The sequence below is a fragment of the Nostoc sp. CENA543 genome, from assembly GCF_002896875.1.
Classification (GTDB): Bacteria; Cyanobacteriota; Cyanobacteriia; order Cyanobacteriales; family Nostocaceae; genus Trichormus.
This window is the reverse complement of the sequence record NZ_CP023278.1, coordinates 1,258,047-1,278,312: the sequence shown is the minus strand read 5'-3', so window position 1 is coordinate 1,278,312 and position 20,266 is coordinate 1,258,047. Positions and strand designations below refer to the sequence as shown.

27 protein-coding genes are annotated in these 20,266 nt (G+C 39.3%); 17 read left to right on the top strand and 10 right to left on the bottom strand.

Annotated elements, in window-relative coordinates:
- Positions 1-10: 10 nt before the first annotated feature.
- Positions 11-307 carry a type II toxin-antitoxin system RelE/ParE family toxin gene (locus CLI64_RS05305; protein ID WP_103136239.1) on the bottom strand — a complete coding sequence of 99 codons (297 nt, stop codon included), beginning with the start codon at positions 305-307 and terminating at the stop codon, positions 11-13.
- On the bottom strand, positions 304-531 hold the full coding sequence (locus CLI64_RS05300; RefSeq protein WP_103136238.1) for an addiction module protein: 228 nt from the start codon (positions 529-531) through the stop codon (positions 304-306). The genes CLI64_RS05305 and CLI64_RS05300 overlap by 4 nt, the downstream gene beginning before the upstream one ends.
- Before the next feature lie 372 nt (positions 532-903).
- On the opposite strand from CLI64_RS05300, the gene CLI64_RS05295 reads away from it, so the two are divergent.
- From CLI64_RS05295 to CLI64_RS05235, 13 genes are all read left to right on the top strand, one after another.
- Positions 904-1,485, top strand: coding sequence for a Crp/Fnr family transcriptional regulator (locus tag CLI64_RS05295; protein ID WP_103136237.1), 582 nt, complete (start codon positions 904-906; stop codon positions 1,483-1,485).
- Between the two features lie 68 nt (positions 1,486-1,553).
- Positions 1,554-2,522, top strand: a complete 969-nt coding sequence (locus CLI64_RS05290; RefSeq protein ID WP_103136236.1) for a Rieske 2Fe-2S domain-containing protein — start codon at positions 1,554-1,556, stop codon at positions 2,520-2,522.
- 131 nt (positions 2,523-2,653) lie between these two features.
- Entirely contained in the window at positions 2,654-3,073 is a 420-nt protein-coding gene (locus CLI64_RS05285) for an Mpo1-like protein (protein ID WP_103136235.1), read from the top strand.
- Positions 3,060-4,073 carry an aromatic ring-hydroxylating dioxygenase subunit alpha gene (locus CLI64_RS05280; protein ID WP_103136234.1) on the top strand — a complete coding sequence of 338 codons (1,014 nt, stop codon included), beginning with the start codon at positions 3,060-3,062 and terminating at the stop codon, positions 4,071-4,073. The genes CLI64_RS05285 and CLI64_RS05280 overlap by 14 nt, the downstream gene beginning before the upstream one ends.
- 156 nt (positions 4,074-4,229) lie before the next feature.
- Positions 4,230-4,985, top strand: a complete 756-nt coding sequence (locus tag CLI64_RS05275; protein WP_103136233.1) for a hypothetical protein — start codon at positions 4,230-4,232, stop codon at positions 4,983-4,985.
- Positions 4,986-5,237: 252 nt separating this feature from the next.
- Positions 5,238-6,371, top strand: a complete 1,134-nt coding sequence (locus CLI64_RS05270) for an aromatic ring-hydroxylating dioxygenase subunit alpha (protein WP_103136232.1) — start codon at positions 5,238-5,240, stop codon at positions 6,369-6,371.
- 22 nt (positions 6,372-6,393) lie between these two features.
- Positions 6,394-7,308 carry a ferritin-like domain-containing protein gene (locus CLI64_RS05265; protein WP_103136231.1) on the top strand — a complete coding sequence of 305 codons (915 nt, stop codon included), beginning with the start codon at positions 6,394-6,396 and terminating at the stop codon, positions 7,306-7,308.
- A gap of 132 nt (positions 7,309-7,440) precedes the next feature.
- Positions 7,441-8,661: a P-aminobenzoate N-oxygenase AurF gene (locus tag CLI64_RS05260; protein ID WP_103136230.1), complete on the top strand. Its 1,221-nt coding sequence runs from the start codon at positions 7,441-7,443 to the stop codon at positions 8,659-8,661.
- 6 nt (positions 8,662-8,667) lie between these two features.
- The gene (locus CLI64_RS05255) at positions 8,668-8,958 is read left to right on the top strand and encodes a 2Fe-2S iron-sulfur cluster binding domain-containing protein (RefSeq protein WP_103136229.1); all 291 of its coding nucleotides are present in this window, start codon (positions 8,668-8,670) and stop codon (positions 8,956-8,958) included.
- Between the two features lie 272 nt (positions 8,959-9,230).
- Positions 9,231-9,623 carry a hypothetical protein gene (locus tag CLI64_RS05250; RefSeq protein WP_103136228.1) on the top strand — a complete coding sequence of 131 codons (393 nt, stop codon included), beginning with the start codon at positions 9,231-9,233 and terminating at the stop codon, positions 9,621-9,623.
- Between the two features lie 77 nt (positions 9,624-9,700).
- A complete protein-coding gene (locus CLI64_RS05245; RefSeq protein WP_103136227.1) occupies positions 9,701-10,723 on the top strand; it encodes an aromatic ring-hydroxylating dioxygenase subunit alpha in 1,023 nt (340 codons plus the stop codon).
- A 5-nt stretch (positions 10,724-10,728) separates the two neighbouring features.
- On the top strand, positions 10,729-11,481 hold the full coding sequence (locus CLI64_RS05240; RefSeq protein WP_225977512.1) for a sterol desaturase family protein: 753 nt from the start codon (positions 10,729-10,731) through the stop codon (positions 11,479-11,481).
- Entirely contained in the window at positions 11,478-12,086 is a 609-nt protein-coding gene (locus CLI64_RS05235; RefSeq protein ID WP_103136226.1) for an acyl transferase, read from the top strand. The genes CLI64_RS05240 and CLI64_RS05235 overlap by 4 nt, the downstream gene beginning before the upstream one ends.
- A gap of 159 nt (positions 12,087-12,245) precedes the next feature.
- Here CLI64_RS05235 and CLI64_RS05225 read toward each other — a convergent pair whose 3' ends face one another.
- A complete protein-coding gene (locus tag CLI64_RS05225; RefSeq protein ID WP_157943197.1) occupies positions 12,246-12,641 on the bottom strand; it encodes a PIN domain-containing protein in 396 nt (131 codons plus the stop codon).
- Positions 12,638-12,880 (bottom strand): hypothetical protein, encoded by a 243-nt coding sequence (locus tag CLI64_RS05220; RefSeq protein WP_192881682.1) that lies wholly within the window; start codon positions 12,878-12,880, stop codon positions 12,638-12,640. The genes CLI64_RS05225 and CLI64_RS05220 overlap by 4 nt, the downstream gene beginning before the upstream one ends.
- Before the next feature lie 201 nt (positions 12,881-13,081).
- On the opposite strand from CLI64_RS05220, the gene CLI64_RS05210 reads away from it, so the two are divergent.
- Positions 13,082-13,687 carry a hypothetical protein gene (locus CLI64_RS05210; protein WP_103136225.1) on the top strand — a complete coding sequence of 202 codons (606 nt, stop codon included), beginning with the start codon at positions 13,082-13,084 and terminating at the stop codon, positions 13,685-13,687.
- Positions 13,688-13,742: 55 nt separating this feature from the next.
- Here the strand turns inward: CLI64_RS05210 and CLI64_RS05205 are convergent, their stop codons facing one another.
- Together CLI64_RS05205 and CLI64_RS05200 are read right to left on the bottom strand one after the other, a co-directional pair.
- The gene (locus CLI64_RS05205; protein ID WP_103136224.1) at positions 13,743-13,973 is read right to left on the bottom strand and encodes a DUF5615 family PIN-like protein; all 231 of its coding nucleotides are present in this window, start codon (positions 13,971-13,973) and stop codon (positions 13,743-13,745) included.
- Positions 13,974-13,976: 3 nt separating this feature from the next.
- Positions 13,977-14,207 carry a DUF433 domain-containing protein gene (locus tag CLI64_RS05200; protein ID WP_103136223.1) on the bottom strand — a complete coding sequence of 77 codons (231 nt, stop codon included), beginning with the start codon at positions 14,205-14,207 and terminating at the stop codon, positions 13,977-13,979.
- On the opposite strand from CLI64_RS05200, the gene CLI64_RS32125 reads away from it, so the two are divergent.
- Together CLI64_RS32125 and CLI64_RS05195 are read left to right on the top strand one after the other, a co-directional pair.
- On the top strand, positions 14,149-14,334 hold the full coding sequence (locus CLI64_RS32125; RefSeq protein WP_374703956.1) for a hypothetical protein: 186 nt from the start codon (positions 14,149-14,151) through the stop codon (positions 14,332-14,334). The genes CLI64_RS05200 and CLI64_RS32125 overlap by 59 nt on opposite strands.
- A 20-nt stretch (positions 14,335-14,354) precedes the next feature.
- A complete protein-coding gene (locus tag CLI64_RS05195) occupies positions 14,355-14,543 on the top strand; it encodes a DUF5615 family PIN-like protein (RefSeq protein ID WP_264082493.1) in 189 nt (62 codons plus the stop codon).
- Between the two features lie 36 nt (positions 14,544-14,579).
- On the opposite strand, the gene CLI64_RS05190 is transcribed toward CLI64_RS05195, so the two are convergent.
- The gene (locus CLI64_RS05190) at positions 14,580-15,239 is read right to left on the bottom strand and encodes a hypothetical protein (RefSeq protein ID WP_103136222.1); all 660 of its coding nucleotides are present in this window, start codon (positions 15,237-15,239) and stop codon (positions 14,580-14,582) included.
- A gap of 218 nt (positions 15,240-15,457) precedes the next feature.
- Positions 15,458-15,934: a GNAT family N-acetyltransferase gene (locus tag CLI64_RS05185; protein WP_103136221.1), complete on the bottom strand. Its 477-nt coding sequence runs from the start codon at positions 15,932-15,934 to the stop codon at positions 15,458-15,460.
- 109 nt (positions 15,935-16,043) lie between these two features.
- On the opposite strand from CLI64_RS05185, the gene CLI64_RS05180 reads away from it, so the two are divergent.
- Positions 16,044-17,564 carry a GH3 auxin-responsive promoter family protein gene (locus CLI64_RS05180; RefSeq protein ID WP_103140601.1) on the top strand — a complete coding sequence of 507 codons (1,521 nt, stop codon included), beginning with the start codon at positions 16,044-16,046 and terminating at the stop codon, positions 17,562-17,564.
- Positions 17,565-17,631: 67 nt separating this feature from the next.
- Here the strand turns inward: CLI64_RS05180 and CLI64_RS05175 are convergent, their stop codons facing one another.
- Positions 17,632-18,198 (bottom strand): Rid family hydrolase, encoded by a 567-nt coding sequence (locus tag CLI64_RS05175; RefSeq protein ID WP_103140600.1) that lies wholly within the window; start codon positions 18,196-18,198, stop codon positions 17,632-17,634.
- Positions 18,199-18,663: 465 nt separating this feature from the next.
- A complete protein-coding gene (locus tag CLI64_RS05170) occupies positions 18,664-19,770 on the bottom strand; it encodes a sulfate ABC transporter substrate-binding protein (protein ID WP_103136220.1) in 1,107 nt (368 codons plus the stop codon).
- Positions 19,771-20,266 lie beyond the last annotated feature (496 nt).

Sequence of the window (20,266 nt, the reverse complement as noted above, 5' to 3'; positions counted from 1 at the left end):
CACAGTTTGATTAGATTCTCTCCAACCATTGTTTCGGATCGCGTTTTGCATGGAAGCAAGCAATTACAGAGACTGTATCTTGATCAAAAACGTAGAGAATTATGTATGGAAATCGACGAATTAATGCTCTTCTAACCTGTTTGTAAATGACTTGGTAAGCTAGAGGGTTTCGTCCAATTCCCGACAAGCAAACATCAACAGCACGGACAAATTCAGAACCCAAACCTAGATTTTGAGATTCGTACCACTCAAATACATCCTGAATATCGTATTCTGCTTCTGGCTGGATAATCAGGTTATAAGTCATTGAGAGTAGCCTAAACGTTTTTTAACATCTTCCCAACTAGAACCGTTTGTGGGGTTTCTATGGTAATTTTCTAAGCGTCGATCTAGTTCTTGTTGTTGTGCTTCAGTTAACGGTAGTTCTTCTTGCTTTTCTAAGATACTGTCCCATAAATCTTCAGCAAGTTGAATACGTTCTGCAACGCTAAGTTCAGAAATGTCAACTTTCAAGAGGGGATGGACACTCATAAGTACGGAGTTAGGTTTTAGCTTTTATTTATCTTACAACATTGTGATTTGAGGGAAAGAGAAGATAGTTAGCGATTATCCTGGAATGCGGGTAAGATGTCTGATTCTGTGCCTCATTCTGGTTAGTCTGTTTTTAGCGGCATTGGTTTTTATCCGTAGCTGTCAGATTTATAAATAAAGCGTATGTAGATAAATATATTTTGCAAAATATTGGCATTTTAGTAAATGTGTTAATAGTTGATGAGATTAGGAATCAGTTGCTATATGCTTAATGATTAAATTTTGACAGATATTGACTTATGTTAAAATATTAAAAATATAATAATTCCCAATAAATGTGGGTGCTTTGTTTATTGAAAAATGGTTTTCTAAATGTATGAGTCGTTTTTTACATTTATCCAGCAGCTTTTTCCAGATTTCAAGATTGATTTTGTAATTCTGGAATCTCTTCTAAAGTCTAGGAAGTTGTGCAGAGGGGAGTTCTTATTTCAACAGGGTGAAATTTGTGAATTTGTTGGTTTTACTCTTAAAGGTTGCCTCAGAACTTTTGTATTAAAAGAAGCAAAAGAGTATACCCTTTTCTTTCACGTTGAACGACAGACATTGGGAGATTATGAGAGTTTTCAAAAGCGTCAACCCACTCGCTTTTCAGTACAAGCTGTTGAAGATTCAGAAGTGATTATTTTTGACCGTAAGATAATGCAATTTTTTGAAACGACTCCCCAAGGGCAAACATTTTTAAGGCTTGTTGCTGAGGATTTGGCGTTTCTACTGCGAGATAAAGTTTTATCTTTATTTTTAGATACTCCTGAAGAAAGATATATCAACCTGCTACAAAATGAACCGGAACTATTGCAGCGTATTCCCCAATATTACCTCGCATCTTATTTAGGAATTGAACCGCAATCTCTCAGTCGCCTAAAGCGAAGAGTCTACGAGAAAACATTTTCTTAACCAAGGTGAATGCAACAAGCAAAGTCAACAGGTAGGTTAGGAATCAAACAGTATTGGAGAGTATCTGAATGAAGCCTATCCTTCCTGGCTCACCTTGGCTAATTGCTCATCGCTCAATGTTAGGAATCAACAAACCTTACAAATTTACCCTCAATGGGCAAGATTATGTGCTTTGGCAAAACCGTGAAGGGGAGATTTCTACATTGGAAAATGTCTGTCCTCATATGCAAGCTCCGCTCTCAAATGGCTGGATTTGTGAAGCTAGCAACTCGATTCAATGTCCTTTTCATGCTCTGGAATTTGATGGAGAAGGAAGACTTGTAAAAGATGGTAAAGCTAAAGGAGAACCTATCGCCAAAAAGTTAAATCTAGTGGTTCAAGGCGATTTCATCTGGACTTATGGAGGGTATGAACCGCGTTTACCGATTCCTGATCTCATTTCTGAGCGATCGCAAGGACTGCGTTTTCTGGGGGTTGTGGGTTGCACCAGCATCCCGGCTGCATTTCTGAATTCCATCAAAATCAACTATGACTTTAATCATCAAAATGGCGTTCACCGAGAGATTTTTAGAATTCGAGAGAACCCAGTTGAATCATTTGAACCGAACGGATTCGAGGCTAGAGTTGTGCAAACTTTCCTCAGAGAAAGGAATTCTTTCAACGAGATTTTGAAAAACCCATCATTGCTAACTCTACCTCAAAAAATCAAAAATGAGTTGGAGTATTCTTTTCCTTCAACAACTTTATTTAAAGCCCAACTCCCGATCGGCGAAATTTTACAATTTTTTATCCTTTATCCAGAAAGTGAGCATCAAACGCGAACCTTTGTGCTTTGTTATGGAAGTTTGCACAGTCCCCTTTTCCACATCCCTGGGTTCAGAAATGCGTGGGAGCGATCGCTGTTATCATCTATAGCTAAAGTGGTTGAACAAGATTCTGGAGCAGTTGCAAGTTTGTACCCACCACAAAAACCCAAGATTCGCTTGCCAAAAGAGGAAATCTTATTTTATGTTGAGAAACTATACCATGAGTGGTGATGACGATTATGATCTAGCTGTGTAGGCTAAAAACCCCATACATATTAATAATTGTATGGGGTCAGAAAATAGCTTACTTGATATCAGTATGGTGTAAATATTATTGATTAGCAGTTTTAAAATACTTTTTTATGAATAAAACTAATTCTGATTCCCAACAAGAGTTGAGAAATCGGATTAATCATCAAATTTTAGAACATCCTTTTACAAATTATTGGGATATTTTTGTGCTTAAACACCAACATCCTCTTAATATTGCTCTGCATATTGTTGGGATACTATTTTTTTATAGCTTGCTCTTTTGTGTTTGGAAACTACATAATTTCTGGTTACTATTGGGCTTGCCTTTAACGCAGTTAATTGGCTTGATTGGACATTTTCTATTTGAGCGTAGCCATATTGACTTACAAGATGCTACCTTTTCTTGGCGGGCTTCCTACTGTTTAGGTAAAATGCTCATCAGGGTGTTAATTGGGAAATATCAAGATGATATTCGCCAAAGACAAGAAATATTAAGTAATTATCAATCTAGCAATTATGCAAATCTTTAATAACTGGAATATTGTAGCAAAGGGTTGGTATATCACCTGTCCTAGTCGAGAATTACCGCCAACTACAGCTAAATCTCTAGAAATTTGTGGACAGAAAATTGTGATTTTTCGGGGTGTAGATGGACAAGTCCGAGCTTTAGATGCTTACTGTCCACATTTGGGAACAGATTTAGGTATTGGACACGTTGACGGGAATTTAATTCGCTGTGCATTTCATCATTGGGCTTTTGATGAAACAGGAATCTGTCAAAATATTCCCTGTCAAACAGAGATTCCGGCTAAAGCGAAAGTCTCAGCTTATGCGACATCTGAAAAATATGGTTTTATTTGGATTTATCCTGATGCGGAAGCACCGGAAGATGTAGCTGATTTTGATGAATTGCGGGGTAAGGAAATTGTCACTCAAGCTGATACCCCATTTGAAAGAAGTTGCCATCATCATATTTGTATGATGAATGGCATTGACGCGCAACATTTAAAAACAATTCATCGTTTAGATATCAAAATGGATTTGTCCCTACATCGTAACCAATTAGGGACACAAATTGATTTTACTATGAGGGGAAATTTTCCTCAATCAACTTGGCGAGAACGCTTAGGTAAAAGATTTTTAGGTGCTACCTATGAATATTCCATGCGCTATGCTCATGGTTGTATGGGTTTATTAACAATGATGAAAAAGGTCAAAATTTTTCCACCATTACATATGATGTATGCCTACACTCCCATAGCACCTGGAAGAACACGCATTCAACCAATTTATGTAACAGCAAAACGTCAAGGAATTGGGGGATATATCATCAGTAAGTTCTTACTATTTTGCACTCGTCTAGCTTACTATATGCTCAGAGATGAAGACGGCAAAATTTACGATAATATTCAATTTTCACCTAAGTTGCTACTGAGTATTGACCAGCCATTGGCTAAGTATATGGAGTATGTAAATCAGCTAGAACCATCTCAATGGTCAAATGCTTTAGAAGATTCAAAATTAAATTAATAAAAGTTAAGTTTTGTATGTAATTTGTGAACAGCAAGGAATGGTTTACGTATCCATTCTCATATCTGTCACATCACACCGCAATTTTACCATTTGACTAGATAACGTGTTAATTATAAGCATCCTATTAAAACAAATTTAGGTAATTGCAACATAATGAAAAGTTGGCTAGTCCCTGTAGAGAAACTACAACCAGGCGATCGCATCGCCATGTATGCGTTGTTAAATAATCACTTTCAAGGTGTCACTTGGGAAGGATTCCAGGCTGATTTACAACAGAAAAACTGGGTATTGCTGTTGAGAGAGGAAATCACCAATACTCTCAAAGGCTTTTCTACCATGATGTTGCGTCAGACTAATTTTGCTGGAGAACGCATTAGTGTAGTCTATTCTGGCGATACGATTGTTGATCCTAGTGCTTGGTCGAGTACCACCCTACCACGTACCTGGATTGCTGCTGTCAATTATCTGCGTCAATATTATGGCAACAATAAACTGTACTGGCTGTTGATTTGCTCCGGTTTTCGTACCTACCGCTTTCTTCCCACCTTTTGGCAAGAATTCTATCCCCGCTACAATGTAGCCACACCCCCAGATGTAACAAATCTAATTGCACATTTGGCAACAGAATACTACGGTGATTCCTATCAAGCAGCAACAGGTATTGTCCGCTTCCCCAATCCGCAAATTCTACGTGAGAGTTTAATTGAAATTCCCACAGGAAGACAAACCAACCCCCATATCAAATTTTTTACAGAAAAAAACCCTGGTTATTCTCTAGGCGATGAATTGGTGTGTTTAACTGAAATACGCTATGAAAATCTCACCCACGCCGGACAAAGAATGTGGCAGTCAGAATCGTTGTTAGAATTTTTTCAAGATAGGGGTGTGGGAGTGCTGAGTGCTGAGTAATGAGTGCTGAGTGCTGTTAGCGGAAGCGGGGCGTTTAGCCCGTGCTGAGTAATGAGTAATGAGTAATAAGTAATGAGTAATAAGTAATGAGTGCTAATGCAGAAATAAATTCTCCCTTCCAATCCCCAGCCTTTCAATTTTGGATTTGGGATTGACAATAGCGTAGCCTTAGAGAAGCAGGAGCGTCTTTTTGATTGGATTCAATCTAAAATCCAAAATCTAAAATCTAAAATTCCTAGTCCCCAATCCCTTATGTCTTCCACTAACCAACACGCAAATTTTAACAATCCTACCCAATTTATCGCCGGATGGTATTGGACATTGCCATCTAGACAATTAAAAGTTGGCAAGGTAAAAGCTGTTACACTACTGGGGAGAAACTTGGCAATTTATCGCGGAGTTAGTGGTCAAGTAGTAGCAGTAGATGCTTATTGTCCCCATATGGGAGCGCATTTAGCTGAGGGTAGGGTAGAGGGTGATGGGATTCGTTGTTTTTTCCATAATTGGAAATATAGCGATCGCGGAATTTGTATAGATATCCCTTCTCAGGAAAAACCCTTACCAGTTTGTATCAAAACTTGGCAGACTACAGAAAAGTACGGTTTGATTTGGGTGTGGGTAGGAGAAGAACCACCGACTGCGCTACCTTTTGTTCCAGAACTGGAAGAGGTAGAGTGTGATTATCTGTTGGGGACTCGGTTTGAGAAAAACTGTCATCCTAATGTATTACTAATTAATGCGATCGATGCTCATCACTTTAATACAGTCCACAATCTACCTTTAGAGATTGTATTTGATTGCCAAGCCCTCAACACCAATGCTATTACCTTCAGCAACACCACACGAGGCGGTGATGATTCCTGGTTGATTCGCCTGATTCGTCCCCTGTACCGTAGTGAAGTTACTTATAGTATGTGTTATTGGTATGGCAGCACTGGTACTGTCACACTGGGGCCAGATTTTCTGCACTTTTACATCATATTTTCACTGCGAATGATTGAAGGTGGCAAAACCGAAGGACAAACCATCTTAGTTACACCCAAACGACGGGGACTTTTAGGAGGGGTAATCAATCGCGGGTTGTTGTGGTTAACTCAACAGGTGGGTAATTACTTCGCTAAAGGCGACACACAGGTATTTCAGACAATTAAGTTTGATTTAAAGACTCCCACCAAAGCTGATCATGCAATTTTGCAATTTATCCAGCACGTTAATCGTCAGCAAGCCTTAACTTGGGGAACTTGGGAAACTGTTTCTGCAACAGAGAAACAAGAACAGCGATTTAGTCATCAAAACCTAACCCCCCAACCCCCTTCCCTACAAGGGAATGGGGAGCAAGACACCCCTCTTTTTGCAGGAGATGGGGTTCTAGACAGACATTATTAAACTAACTTTTCAATGCTCTAGCATGATTAATACAACTTTAAAATATCAAATTGCCGGACTTGATCTACCACATATAGACTCAGATAATCGCTTGCGGCGCATACTCACAGCAACATTACCAAGTCACAGCGAAAATGCTGCACATCCTCAATACGATTATTGGGATAGGGAATTTTTTCATCTACATCAAGTCGAAATTTTTCAACAAGCCAGTGAAAGCGAACAGTCAGCGATACTTCAACTTCTCAATCAAGGCTTATTGACAGAATCTTATTTTATCGAAAAAGCAGGCGTTGGTTACATGGCTAAGATGGTCATTTTAGCAGAAACAGTAGAAGAGCGAATGCTTTACGCCATGTTTACCGCCGACGAAGCCACCCATTTAAAGCAAATCAGTTATTTTTTACCAGAAACAGCCCAAAATCACCACCAAAACCCATTTTTGCAGCTACTAGCAGAAGTCGTAGAAAGTGCAGACAAAACAGTATTGTTATTTGTGCTGCAAATTGTCTTAGAAGGATGGGGTTTAAGCCATTATCGCCGCCTAGCCAAATCATGTCAGCATCCAGCCTTAGCAGAACTATTCACCAGTTTCTTAGACGCTGAAGCCCGTCATCACAGTACAGGCTCAACATTATTTAGTCAAACACCCCTAACAACCCACAGCCAAACAACCATCCTCGAAATCTTAACCAAATTTCTTTTCATGGTACAAATCGGCCCCCAAAGCATATTATCAGCGATCGCACAAATCAAAGGACATCTCTCGCGATCGCAAAGAATCCAAATCCTCGAACAACTAGACACACAAACCCACAGCAATACCAGATTACAAATATTGCGATCGCTCATGCAAAAAACCACCGCAGATGTCATAGTTCAAACACTAGAAACACAAGGATCATTCACACCCCTCCCCCCTCACCAATGCGTCTAATAACAATTTTGGATTTTGGATTTTGGATTCAAGACCTTGATTTATAAAATATTCCCACATTCAGAAACAAGACACGTATCTCAATTTAGTATAAAAACTCTCTGCGCCTCTGCGCCTTTGCGCGAAACCTCTATGAACCAAACCACCCAACGCAAACTCCAAATCAACCACACCCGCAACAAACAGAAGGATCACACGGCTGTCATGGACGAAGCAGCAGTCAAATTCCGCTACGAAGACTGTAAAAACGAATACTGGAATCCCGAAGAATTTTCCCTACTTTACGGAACACCCCTCTGGGAACAATCCACACCCAGCCAAAAGCTAATTCTCAACCATCTTTACTGGGTAGCTTATTACTCACAAATAGTTTCCGCCGAGATTGCAACCATCTATTTTAATCAAACCAGTGCAGCCGGACTCTATGCTCAAGAAGACTTCCGTTTAATCTGCGATACCTTAGACTTAGAATCCTCCCAAGAAAGAGCGCATATTAACGCCTTCCGCACCATCGCCAAACAAGTTGAGCAAACCTTATTTGGTAAACTCATTTTCACCTACCCCATGCGCGGCCCCTTTACAGAAACGATGGTTTACGCAGATACTAATGCTCTCAAAACTTGGTGGAAAAAAATTCAATTGCAATATTTTGGCTTGATATCTGCGAATAATACTTTTTTAGCTTGTCAGTATTTTACAGTTAGGGGAGTGCGGACGCTAAATGGCAAATTAGTACAGCACAAACTCAGCAATTACTATCAGAAACATCCACAGCCAGAGCTTGCACCAATTCCGGCTAAGATATCTTATTATCACTTTTTAGATGAAAGTTTTCACTTCAATAGTTCTACAATTATTTCCCATGATGTGATTAACTTTCTGCCTGCGCCGACTGCGTTTGAGAGGTTGGTGGCGAATTTGGGAGTGTTGGGATGTCAGCGTGATCACTTTCATTTTTCGGCGGCAATGAACGGGATTTTTTGGTATGATCCGGCGTTGTATGGAAAGATTTATTATGTGTTGCGATCGCCTGTTTTTAATATGGGTGATGCTGAGGCTAAGGAAATGATGCGTCGTTGTTTTACTGAGGAGTCGGAAGGGTTAAATCGGAGTTTTTTAACTCATCAGGAGGCAATGGCATCATATCAGGTTTATGTGGAAAAGTTAGGCTATCTTTGGCGGCGTAATCGGGAGATGTCTTTGATGGGTGGTAATTCGATTTCTCGGTGTTTGGCGATGCAGAAGAGGGGGTTTAGGAGATTTGAGGGGTATTGTCGTGAGGAGTTGGAGGATTTATTTTTGTTTCGCGCAGAGGCGCAAAGGTGCAGAGAGGAATGGGAGAGTTTGGTTTAATTTATTATGTCTAATTTGTGTACTATTTCTTTTCCAGGAAGTGATTATGAGCCTGTCATTCTGGAATGTCATCAAAATTTATCTGAGCATTTGACGATTCAGAATTCTCCTGTGTTGTTTGGTTGTCGGACTGGTATTTGTGGAACTTGTTTGGTTGAGGTGATTGGTGATATTCCTCCGCCTCAACCTGATGAACAGGAAATGTTGGATACATTAGCACCTAACATTCCAAATGCGCGATTAGCTTGTCAGTTAAACCTGACACAAAATATAGAAATTCGTACAATACAAAAATAAAGAGAAAGGTATAAGCTCGGCTTGTAGTAATAAGATACTACCTATTTCAATAAAAATACTGAATAAAATACTTCAGGTATGAAAAATTCAGGAAAATCACCTGATTACAACAATTATTATGATAGTTAAAATATAGCAAATATATCTCAATTTTTTGATTTAATTACACATGAAGTTGTGAATATTTTGCAGCATATGAATAAACAGTAAAGTTTAAGGTGAATATAGATATCAATTTATCAAAAAAGTAAAATCTGACACTTTTAGTATTTATGGGAATAATTTTGTTATTTATCTTAGGTATTTGGGGACTAGTAAATTTTGTCGGTTTATGTTCGGTTATAGTCTCATATATTTACTGTCGCACTGTACCAGGCTACCGCAGTATTGCAATTATCGGATCAGTTATCATACCAACCATACTTTTATTTTTAACTTTCTGGGATATCTCAAATAATAAACCTGCTCCTAGTCCAACCTATGATATTCAGCTAATGGCAATTATCGTGTGGTCTAGAACTTTTTTAGTTTGTTTTTTGGGTGGTTTGGTAACTACGGCAATTTCTTTCTTAAAAACCAATTCTATTCGCCGTTACTCAGCACTTGGCTGGGGTTTTCTGATTTCATCGCTTGCTGCATTTGTATTTCTATTTATAAAGTTTTGATATAGAGCTAATTTATAACCTAAAGTAAAATACCTACTTTGTAAGGGTTTCAGTATTTTGAGATAATATCATCAGCTATGCAATTTGCAGATTTTTGGTATATTGTCGCACTCAGCGAACAGCTAAAACCTCACACTGTATTGGCGCGATCGCTTTTAGGTGAGTGGTTAGCAATATTTCGCGGTGAAGATGGACAACCTGTAGCGTTGCGCGATCGCTGTTTACATCGCAGTAGTCGGTTGTCGGCGGGAAAGGTCTGTCAGGGTGCTTTACAATGTCCTTATCATGGTTGGGTATATGATAACGAAGGTAAAGTGATTGCTGTCCCGGCTGAGGGTGTGGATTTTCAAGCTTCTCAGCAGCGTCGAGCCAAAGCTTACGCGACTAAGGAACAAGATGGATATATATATGTGCGGTTAGTTGAAAACCCCAGTGTTGACTTTGCACCTTTTTCTATGCCTCACTATGGAGAAGCAGGTTGGGAGACGGTGCGGGTAATTAATCGGTTTGCGAATAATGTTACTAACTGTGCGGAAAATTTTATTGATATCCCCCACACAGCTTTTGTTCATCCTGGGGTGTTTCGGACTTCGCGCCAGCAAAAGTTAGAGATGACGGTTGAACGTGAAAATGGTGCGGTGTTGGTGGAATATCGTAACGAAAACAGTAATTTGGGATGGTACACGCGGTTTTTAAATCCAGAAGGCGCAGAGATTAAACATAGCGATCGCTTTTATATGCCCAATATTACCTCGGTGGAATATCAAATGGGACGCACGCGCCATTTATTTATTACCAGTCAATCTATCCCCGAAAGCGATAATTCTACTTTGGTTTACACTGATGTGACTTATAACTACGGTATTTGGAATAAATTAGCGCGTCCGTTTATTTGGTGGACGGCTCAACATATTATCCGCCAAGATGTAGAAATTTTGGCAATTCAGGGTGAAGTCATAGCTAAATACGGCACACAATTTGCTCATACTCCGGCTGACACAATTCATGTGTTTGTCGAGTCAATTAGAGCAGCGATCGCTCGTGGAGAAGACCCACGATTATTGCCAAAACAATCTGCAAAGGTGACATTTTGGGTTTAATTATCGTGAATATACAAAGCTTGATACAAATGATAGTTTTTGGTGCATTTATTGGCTTAGTTGGATGGACAATTAGCAATCAAATTGGTCGCCATCAAATACAATTAAAAAGTCGTGAAGATTGGCTAATAGATACTCTCGGTTTAACGATTCAAGGTATTTTAATTCCTTTATTACAAGCAACTTTAGTTTATGGAATTTACCATTATTTATTTCCCAATCACCAGGGAAATTTAAAAATATCACCAATGTTATCTTTTATTCTCAGTTTTGTTGTAGTGGATTATTTATATTACTGGAATCATCGTTTATTACACAGTAAATGGTTGTGGCAAGTGCATCAAGTCCACCACACAGTTACTCAAATGGATGTTTTAGGCACTTCTCGTAATACTATCTGGACAAGTTTATTAATTATTTATCTATGGCTACATACATTATTTTTATATCTATTAGCTGACCCCACAGGTTATTTACTAGGAGTTAGTCTGACTTCTGCTCTAGATTTATGGAGACATAGCCGTTTATTGATTTCTACAAATCACTGGCTATATCAATTTATTTCTCCCTGGTTAATCTTACCCCAAGATCATGCTTGGCATCATTGCAGTGAAACTTATCATTGCAACTATGGTGCTAATCTCAAAATTTGGGACAAGTTACACCATACCTATCATCAAAGCAATACCTTACCATCAGCCATAGGTATTCCCACTTCCTTAAATTTCATACAAAAACTTTTCTTTCCCTTTTCATGACACTTTTAAGTAAAATTCTCTTATTCTTTCCCACCTTAGTATTTACCATCACTGGAACTGCAATCTTTTATTTTGTTCATTCACCCAGCATTTTCAGTCTTCTGGCTGTATTATTTTCGATTTATGGGTTTCCTCTGGTTGTTTATCGCTGTCATCAATGGATTTATCCTGTACAGGAGGGTATTAGTTATCTACAAGGTAAAGAATATAGTCCTTGGTGGGGTAGTCATCAAATCCAGTCGATTTACATAGCAATTCCAGCCTTAGAAGCGATGCTGCGGTTGATTCCTGGCGCGTTTTCGATGTGGTTGCGATTGTGGGGTGCGAAAGTAGGACGAGATGTTTACTGGACTCCGGGATTAGAAATTGCCGATCGCGGTTTAATAGAAATAGGCGATCGCGTGGTTATCGGTCATCGTGTGGGGATATATTCTCATGTCATCAAACCCCGCAAACAAGATTTGATGTTATACGTCAAAAAAGTGAAGATTGGTAGCAATGTGTTTGTTGGTGCTGGAAGTCACCTTGCGCCTGGTGTAGTGATTAATGACCATACTTTTATTGCTGCTGATACAAACCTCTACCCTAACCAACAGGTACAGTAATTTGTCAGTAGCCAGCGAGTTTTCATCATTCTTCTCATTCCAATGGCATACTCAAAAATTCCTCTGGCAACACTGCGGGTATTGAAGATGCAGTAAAGTCCGATTTATTACGGGTCACAATAACCTCCACTCCTGCGGCATTTGCAGCTTCATACCATTTCACGAAAAATCTGATACAGATGTAAACCCTAAAATCCTTGCTACATCTAAGTTTTTTAATTGCGAATTGCGAATTGCGAATTGTGAATTGGTATCACTTGTTACTGCATCTTCAAAATCCACAATACAACTTTGCAAGGCAGCCCGAATAACCGCATCTGTTACATTAGCAACTTGAAGACGCTGTAGTAATCTTGATAAAAGCTCTCGTGCTACTTCGCTACCAACTTGACGACGCAAGATATAGAAAATATTCGTCACAGCATGACCTGATATATACCCTTGCACTTGTGGCTGTGTCACCATATTTAGTGCCTGTGCAGAAACAACAACAAATGGTTGCCGTTGAGCGAGAACATCAAGCAGGACATCACTATCAAACAAAACTATCCTCAACTGTATTTCTCCTCTAGATAATCCACGTAGGACTCTATAGACTCTTCCGCATCCAACGAAATTACACCAATTAGGCTTTGAGTCCAGGGATCAAGATTAGTAAAGGAATTCATGCTTGTATTGGGAGGAATAGACAATAGAGTTTCTTGTTGAATTGAACTCAACAATGACTGTACCAAACGCCAGCGATCGCTAATCGGCAACTGCAATGCTTGGTTTTGCAATTCCTGCAACGTCATTAGCTTTTCTCCAAAGTTCTCTATGGATTATTGTAAATTGCTGTGGCGATCGCGTGGTGTAGTGATTAATGACCATACTTTTATTGCAGCAGCCACAAACCTCTACCCTAACCAACAGGTGCAGTAATTCGTCAGTAGCTAAGTTTACAAGCCATAATTGGTCAATTACTGTAAATAGCCCCAAAATAAATTCCGCGAAATATGACAAACACTATTCACAATCTTGTGCAAACACTCTTGCCGCAATGGTTAGAATCCGGTGCAACACCAGAGTCACCGATAGAAGGTATCGCCCCTGAATTTGCCAATTTGTTAGGAGTCCGTCCCGAAGAATTTACATTTGATTCCCTATTTCATGGGGATGAAACACCTGACTGGATGTGGAAAGCCATTGAGTTTAACGAAGTTTTTGACGGACAATTTTTCTTTTATTTACCAACTGCATGGTCTAAGACACGACAAGAAAAGCTCAATGTCATCTTTGGTGATACTACCGCGACTCGGCAATCTATTCTCCTGGCTAAAAAGTCTTTTTGGCAACCGCAGATAATTAACCTTTTGCAAGAGGTGAAAGTTATAGCATTCGCTTATTATCCTCTATACAGACCGCATTATCATCAATGGGTTTTCGTCACAGAAGACAAAAATACAGGTTCTATGTGGGCGTTTGGCGTATATAGTTCTGGAAATTATATTGTGATAGTTAAAGGAGATGCGCCGACGATTTCTGACCTCAATCATCAACTTACTTCCCTCGTTAATTCCAATCCTTGGTATGGATGGATTGAGTCAGCTAAAGCCCAGTAAACTATATTTTTAATCGGCACTACAGTAAGTAATTTGTACTATTGCTGAAGGCTTCTCATTCTGATTTTATTATACCAGCCATAGCAGGTAATTTGGAACGAAAAGCCAGTTCACCAAAGTCTTTGTCAAAGGTTAAGATAATACGGTTTTCTGCTTGGGCGCGATTTAAAACTTCCGGGTCAGAAATACCAGGTGAATCTATCCTAATCCAAGCTATATCATGTCCATTTTGTCGTAGTGCTTCGACTGCATCGAGGGGGAAGTTTTCGTTAGCAAGGAAACGCATGAATTATACAGGAATAGCGTAAACTTTTTCAGATTTGAGAGCATCACTGGCATAACTGAGACAGGCTTGGATATCCATAATGGTAATACCTGGATAATTACGAAGAATTTCATCAGTAGTCCAGCCTTGAGCAAGAAGGTCAATGATAAATTCAACAGCTAGTCGTGTTCCCTTGATGATGGGTTTACCAACTAAAATATTTGGGTCGAGAGTTATTCGAGTTTGCCAGTCCATAATTTCATCAGTTATTCAGTGCTTACATTACATTATGAGCTATCGTGACGAAACAGATATTAGAGCCTGTCTAGAGTTTGCGGGTGATCGCGATCATCGTCTAGTCGCTTCGGTGAGTGCCGCTTGAAACTACTATTTGATCAAAACATGAGCAGAAAATTAGTTACTCACTTGGCTGATATTTTTCCCAATGCTAGCCATGTACAGTTTTATGAACTAGTTAAGAAGACAGATACAGAGATTTGGGAGTTTGCTCAGTTGAACGATTTCTGCATTGTTACTCAAGATGCAGATTTGGCAGAAATAAGTCGATTGTATGGTTATTCATTGATTTGAACCTTTAGTTTTTGTGTGCAAGCAGATTTTTAGCGGTTATCTTTGATATGCACGTAGCAGAATGTTAATAGACGGAATGTATAACCGAGACAAATCGCCATTGATACTACCTCCTACTTGCAATTTTAAAAATACATGAGCATCAACATTACGACGAATATCCAGCAACACTGTAATCGCATCCCTAAGAAAAATTTGCTCTGCGCTACTAATTTTTGACAACTGCTCTAGCTTTGTAAGATTATCTTTGTATTTGCGAAGTGTCCCAGTATTGATTTCGTAGGGATGATTGATGTTCCATCGAGTAAATTCCGCTTGAAGCCATGCCTTAGTTAATGCCGATATTCTCACTCCCTGAATGAATTCATATACCTGTGCTGCTTCCGAAGTTGTCAATTTATTAGAACCAGTTGTCCCCTTTTCTAAATAATCATTTTTGGTTATGAGGGAAATTTTGTTACTTAAAAAAACAGCTTTTATTAGAGTTTCAAATCCTGTTGAGAAACGCGACCACCATGCCCAAAGACCGTAAATATCACTGTCAAGGATTAATCGTCTCTTTTCTTCTGCATCTGATGCTTCTTGAACCTCATGTCCTGATTCCTTGAATTCAAGAATGTTATGCCAAAGTATTTGATTAATTGCGAAATCATATAGTGCATCGGGTAGGTTACTGAAATCTTGAGTGAAGCTCATTTAGTTGACAAATTCTGTTAATTGCTAATCATTTATTAATACGGAAATTTTCCATATATCACACTCCCTAAGCGTTTAAGGGAGGGAAAAGCTGCCTTTAAAAGCTTATAGATAACAAAAACTAGGGACAAAGCAGCTATAGAAAAATCATCTAGTATATGTAGTGGGGTGCCATTCAAAAATTAAATATGAATCCTACCAATGCCGTTGAATGCCGTCTACGCCGCATTTAATATTTTGCGGAACACGACCTTATCATCACCCGCAGCGTAGAAATCACGGATACGCGCTTCTTCTTCGTAGCCACACTTTGCGTAGAAAGCCCGCGTGCGCTTGAGTTCCGGTAGCCCTGATGTTTCCACCAGCAGCATACGCCCACCACGCAACGTCAACGTTTGTTCCACGTAATGCAGCAGTTTCGTACCCCGTCCTTTTCCCTGGTAATCAGGTCGGATGCCGATCAATTGCAGATTCCAGGTCTGATTGGTCATCAGTTCTATCTCGCAGTAGGCAACCCCCACCAGACATTCGTTATCATCGTCAGTGAGCCAAAAATGATTGCTGTCACTATTACCTTTGAAGTAATCAGCCAGCATTTCACCGAGTGTCTGGAGTTGTTCTTGCTGGAATAGCCCTGTTGTTTCAGCTAGGGCAATTAGTGCGGTTGTGTCATCGGGCGTAATCGGTCGAATCATGGTGAACTCCAGGGTATTGAGTTCAAATATACTACAATATATTACAAAATGCGCTACTTAGGGATCAACAAATAATCTAGAAGTAATGATACTGGTTTACTTTGTTATGATGCGTCCGATTATTCAGCTTTTTGGGCAAATACTCGCACCCACGGCGCGACGGTTTCATCAAGCATTGGATGACCCTGAATCAATGCAGATATCTGTGCAGCAGGAAATTTGCGATCGCCTAATTGCAAGTCCATACGGCAAAGCCTTGGGAATTAATTCCATCGCAGATTGGGAACGTGTTCCTATTGTTGATTACGACGCACTCACACCTTGGATGGGTAATGGCGAAAAACATCACACAGGTGAATTAATTCCCCTCACACCTGAGCCTATTTTGTTCTATGAAAAAACCTCTGGTAGTAGTGGGGCAGTAAAATGGATTCCCTACACGCAATCTTTGCGGCGGTCATTTAATCAAATGTTTTGCGTCTGGGCGCATGATTTAATTGTGAATGGGCCAAAATTCTCCACAGGTAAGCTTTACGCCTGTATTTCGCCACAGTTAAATCAAACTAATTCTCCATCTTTACAAGATGATTTAGATTATCTTGATGGTTGGTTGCGGTGGTTTTTGCGTCCTTGGTTGGTGATGCCAAAGGGATTAAATAAATTACATGATGCACAACAGTTTAAACATCAGTTAGCTTTGGCATTATTACAAGCTGAGACACTAGAAATTATCTCAATTTGGAGTCCGAGTTTTTTAGAAGTACATTTAAAATATATTCAAGAAAATCACGAGTTATTGCGAAGCGAATTACAAGGAAGAATATCAGAATATCGCCTGCAACTATTGAGAGACAATATCCCCTGGACGCAACTGTGGCCACATTTAAAGCTGATTTCTTGCTGGGATAGTGCTAACTCCGCCGACCAAGCTAAGGGATTGCGATCGCTCTTTCCCCATGTCTTAATTCAAGGTAAGGGACTGCTAGCTACTGAAGCCCCAATGACAATTCCCTTAATTGCAGCGCAAGGATATGTTCCAGTTATAGATGAGGTGTTTTTTGAGTTTGAGGATGAAACTGGCTCTCTGTATAAATTACACGAACTCTGCATTGGCAAAGAATATACAGTCATCCTATCCCAAAAAGGCGGATTATATCGCTATCGTATCGGCGATCGCATCCGCGTAACTCATTGGTATCGTCATACACCTTGCTTAGAATTTCTGGGACGACATCCAGCAGTCAGCGATTTAGTCGGCGAAAAGTTACATGAAAGCTTTGTCCATCAAGTTTTAAATAGCCTGAATTTATCAGGGAATCATTTTAAAAGTTTAGTTCCCGTCGCCCAACCACCACATTATATTCTCTTGCTAGATACAGCCCAAGAAACACCAGAAATTATTGCTCAAAAATTAGATACGGCTTTATCTCAATCACATCATTATTATCGAGCGCGATCGCTCGGTCAACTTGCAACCCCAAAAGTTTTTATCTCCCCACAAATGCCTGAACTTTTATCATTGCATCGCGCTCAAAATGGTCGTATTTGGGGAGGCATTAAGCATCCTATTCTGGCAACATCACCCATTAGCGGTGAACTGTTACAAAAGCTTGGTTTTCATGGATTGTAATGAAAGGTGACAAGGAATTTTAAATTAAATTAAATTCACCTGTCACCTTTGTCATTATCTAAAAAAACTACCTGCGATTCCCTTTTTCTGGAATCACTGCATAAGCATCTATTTCAAACAGCATTCCGTCGAGTGCTAGTCTAGGAACAGGTATCAGTGTATTTGCCGGTACTTTAAAACCCCATAAAGCCGCTATTTCACGTCCTAAAGGAATCAATTTATCTTGAGTATGATTAACTATTAAAACAGTGGTTTTTACTACATCTTCTGGCTGCGCTCCAGCTGCACTTAAGGCGAAACGCAAGTTCTGAAAAGCCTTGACTAACTGTGGCTCAAATTCGCTAGAAACAAGATTTCCTTGTAAATCTGAACCAAATTGACCAGAAATATAAACTGTTCTGGTATTGGGTGGGGTAATGGCAATATGACTATAGCCATTTTGGGGTGCATTATATAAAGTCGGCGGATTTATTAAGGTGACATCATCATCTTTGTTGTTTTTTGCGAGTGCTTGACCTTGTGTTCCTACTGCTAATGTCGTAGCTACCCCACTACCGCCTAGCCATAAAAGAGCATTTCTTCGGGAAAATTTCGTCACCAATGAATTGACGGTGCTAGTAATACGTTTAGTCATCGCAAATCCCATCCCTAAAAACGAGTGATTTTTTTCACCATGTATTAGTCGTATTATCTAGCTAAATAGATGCAAAACATACTAGTATGAATGCTTTTTTTGAGTAAAATCATACAACTTTCACGAGTTTAAAATAATGATGAAGTTTAATAATTATCCTCGTAGTAATTACTAGTAAGATGCTGATTATATATCACTAAAATATGATGTTATAAAATTCAGTATCCTCTATTTCCCTGCTTTTATTTTCTCTGTGAGTAGCCCATAGCAGCGATTCTAGAATTTATTCAGATGACTTTAGTCTGCTTTTCTATGCAAAAAATCTACCATTAGATATTGGCGAAAAAGTAAACTGAGTATTATTATGGCTAGCACTAAAAAGACTTAATTAAAACACAAAATGCTATTTGTAGAGACGAAACGTTAGTACGCCTCTACAAAATTTTGGCTATTTATCTATGGAAATTAACGCCGTCCGCCTTGAATTTTGTCAAAGACCGCACCATCATCAAAGAATTTCTTCTGTATAGCGTCCCAACCACCCAAACTCTGCACATTGTAAAGCTTGGATACTTTAGGAAATTTATTGCTAACTTCTTGGCTCACACTGGCGTTAACTGGTCTAAAACCAACGTCGGCGAATTCTCGTTGTGCTTCTGGGGTAAATAGAAACTTGACAAAAGCTTCTGAAACTTCGCGAGTACCTTTTTTATCAACATTTCTGTCTACAACTGCAACTGGGCCATCAATGGAGATATTGACTTGAGGAACAATATAAGAAGGTGAAGTTTGTCCTTGTTTTGCAGCTAAGATGACTTCGTTTTCATAGTTGAGCAATACGTCTCCTTGTCCTTTTTTGTAGAACGCGTCACTCGCTTCCCTTGCATCTTTAGGTAGTACAGGTACATTTCTATAGACTTTAGTCACGAAATCTAAAGCCTGAGCTTCACTACCACCATTTTTAGCGATCGCGCCCCACAATGCCAAGAAATTCCAGCGCGCACCACCTGAAGTTTTGGGGTTAGCTGTAATTACCTTAATTCCTGGTTTAGCTAAATCACTCCAGCCTTGAATCTTTTTCGGATTCCCGTCTCTTGTTTCTATTGTGACTACAGAACGGGTAACGATGGAGTTATTCGGTGCTTCTTTTTCCCAGCCAGGTTGAATTAAACCTGCTTGTTCAATCTTTTTAGTATCTAAAGCCAGTGCTAAAGCCACAACATCTGCGTCTAAACCATCGATAACGGCGCGAGTTTGAGAACCAGAACCACCATAGCTTTGTCGAATGACTAAATCTTGACCCTTTTCTCGCTTCCACTTTGCGACAAACTTAGGAATGATTTTTTCATAAGCAGCCTTGGTAACAGCATAGGAAACTAAAGTAATTTCAACTTTCTTTCCTCTTTGGCTAATTAATTGTGTCTTTTGATTAGCAGATGCAGTTTGGGAATTTGTCCCAGAAATAGGTGTGAAAGTGGTGACACCTAAACCTACAGCTACTAATAAAACTGAGGAACGACGTAAAGATGGCTGCAATCTTAGATTCAGCCTTGATAAAATTGTGAATGTCATGGGATGTGTCTCTTTTGATTAGCTAACGGCGATTAATTGACGCAAATTCCAGACGAAGATAGTTAAAGCTTGGGACAACATAGTATTAATCTTTACCTTATGTTGTCCCGTTTTTTTACCGTTAATTTACGGTTCATCTATCGTAAAACGAGGTTATAAAAAAGTAAAGTAGGCGCAAATATTTCCAATGTTCCGAATATTTGAATTAATAATCAGCCAGAAAATCGGTAACGAAAGAAAGTCAGCTTGATTATTTTTGGTCAAAGCTTTTTCCCTATCATCTGTTGCTCTGAAAATTTAACTATGTTGGCTAGTTAAAAAGCATCTAATATCAGGGTATATTACTGATGAGTTAACGAATTGTGAGCAAAATTTCATTCTTGGAAGGCTGATTCTACAAGGAACCTATCAGATTCAAGTATTCAAAATTTGACATCACAATTCATCCCCAAAAACAGTGGCAAAAAGCAAGGTCGAAATCAAGATTAGCGTCTCT

Excerpts from the sequence above, each read along its gene's own strand:
- CLI64_RS05305 (WP_103136239.1), bottom strand. The coding sequence starts at position 307 with ATGACTTATAACCTGATTATCCAGCCAGAAGCAGAATACGATATTCAG.
- CLI64_RS05300 (WP_103136238.1), bottom strand. The coding sequence starts at position 531 with ATGAGTGTCCATCCCCTCTTGAAAGTTGACATTTCTGAACTTAGCGTT.
- CLI64_RS05295 (WP_103136237.1), top strand. The coding sequence starts at position 904 with ATGTATGAGTCGTTTTTTACATTTATCCAGCAGCTTTTTCCAGATTTC.
- CLI64_RS05290 (WP_103136236.1), top strand. The coding sequence starts at position 1,554 with ATGAAGCCTATCCTTCCTGGCTCACCTTGGCTAATTGCTCATCGCTCA.
- CLI64_RS05285 (WP_103136235.1), top strand. The coding sequence starts at position 2,654 with ATGAATAAAACTAATTCTGATTCCCAACAAGAGTTGAGAAATCGGATT.
- CLI64_RS05280 (WP_103136234.1), top strand. The coding sequence starts at position 3,060 with ATGCAAATCTTTAATAACTGGAATATTGTAGCAAAGGGTTGGTATATC.
- CLI64_RS05275 (WP_103136233.1), top strand. The coding sequence starts at position 4,230 with ATGAAAAGTTGGCTAGTCCCTGTAGAGAAACTACAACCAGGCGATCGC.
- CLI64_RS05270 (WP_103136232.1), top strand. The coding sequence starts at position 5,238 with ATGTCTTCCACTAACCAACACGCAAATTTTAACAATCCTACCCAATTT.
- CLI64_RS05265 (WP_103136231.1), top strand. The coding sequence starts at position 6,394 with ATGATTAATACAACTTTAAAATATCAAATTGCCGGACTTGATCTACCA.
- CLI64_RS05260 (WP_103136230.1), top strand. The coding sequence starts at position 7,441 with ATGAACCAAACCACCCAACGCAAACTCCAAATCAACCACACCCGCAAC.
- CLI64_RS05255 (WP_103136229.1), top strand. The coding sequence starts at position 8,668 with ATGTCTAATTTGTGTACTATTTCTTTTCCAGGAAGTGATTATGAGCCT.
- CLI64_RS05250 (WP_103136228.1), top strand. The coding sequence starts at position 9,231 with ATGGGAATAATTTTGTTATTTATCTTAGGTATTTGGGGACTAGTAAAT.
- CLI64_RS05245 (WP_103136227.1), top strand. The coding sequence starts at position 9,701 with ATGCAATTTGCAGATTTTTGGTATATTGTCGCACTCAGCGAACAGCTA.
- CLI64_RS05235 (WP_103136226.1), top strand. The coding sequence starts at position 11,478 with ATGACACTTTTAAGTAAAATTCTCTTATTCTTTCCCACCTTAGTATTT.
- CLI64_RS05220 (WP_192881682.1), bottom strand. The coding sequence starts at position 12,880 with ATGACGTTGCAGGAATTGCAAAACCAAGCATTGCAGTTGCCGATTAGC.
- CLI64_RS05210 (WP_103136225.1), top strand. The coding sequence starts at position 13,082 with ATGACAAACACTATTCACAATCTTGTGCAAACACTCTTGCCGCAATGG.
- CLI64_RS05205 (WP_103136224.1), bottom strand. The coding sequence starts at position 13,973 with ATGCGTTTCCTTGCTAACGAAAACTTCCCCCTCGATGCAGTCGAAGCA.
- CLI64_RS32125 (WP_374703956.1), top strand. The coding sequence starts at position 14,149 with ATGATGGGTTTACCAACTAAAATATTTGGGTCGAGAGTTATTCGAGTT.
- CLI64_RS05200 (WP_103136223.1), bottom strand. The coding sequence starts at position 14,207 with ATGGACTGGCAAACTCGAATAACTCTCGACCCAAATATTTTAGTTGGT.
- CLI64_RS05195 (WP_264082493.1), top strand. The coding sequence starts at position 14,355 with ATGAGCAGAAAATTAGTTACTCACTTGGCTGATATTTTTCCCAATGCT.
- CLI64_RS05190 (WP_103136222.1), bottom strand. The coding sequence starts at position 15,239 with ATGAGCTTCACTCAAGATTTCAGTAACCTACCCGATGCACTATATGAT.
- CLI64_RS05185 (WP_103136221.1), bottom strand. The coding sequence starts at position 15,934 with ATGATTCGACCGATTACGCCCGATGACACAACCGCACTAATTGCCCTA.
- CLI64_RS05180 (WP_103140601.1), top strand. The coding sequence starts at position 16,044 with ATGCGTCCGATTATTCAGCTTTTTGGGCAAATACTCGCACCCACGGCG.
- CLI64_RS05175 (WP_103140600.1), bottom strand. The coding sequence starts at position 18,198 with ATGACTAAACGTATTACTAGCACCGTCAATTCATTGGTGACGAAATTT.
- CLI64_RS05170 (WP_103136220.1), bottom strand. The coding sequence starts at position 19,770 with ATGACATTCACAATTTTATCAAGGCTGAATCTAAGATTGCAGCCATCT.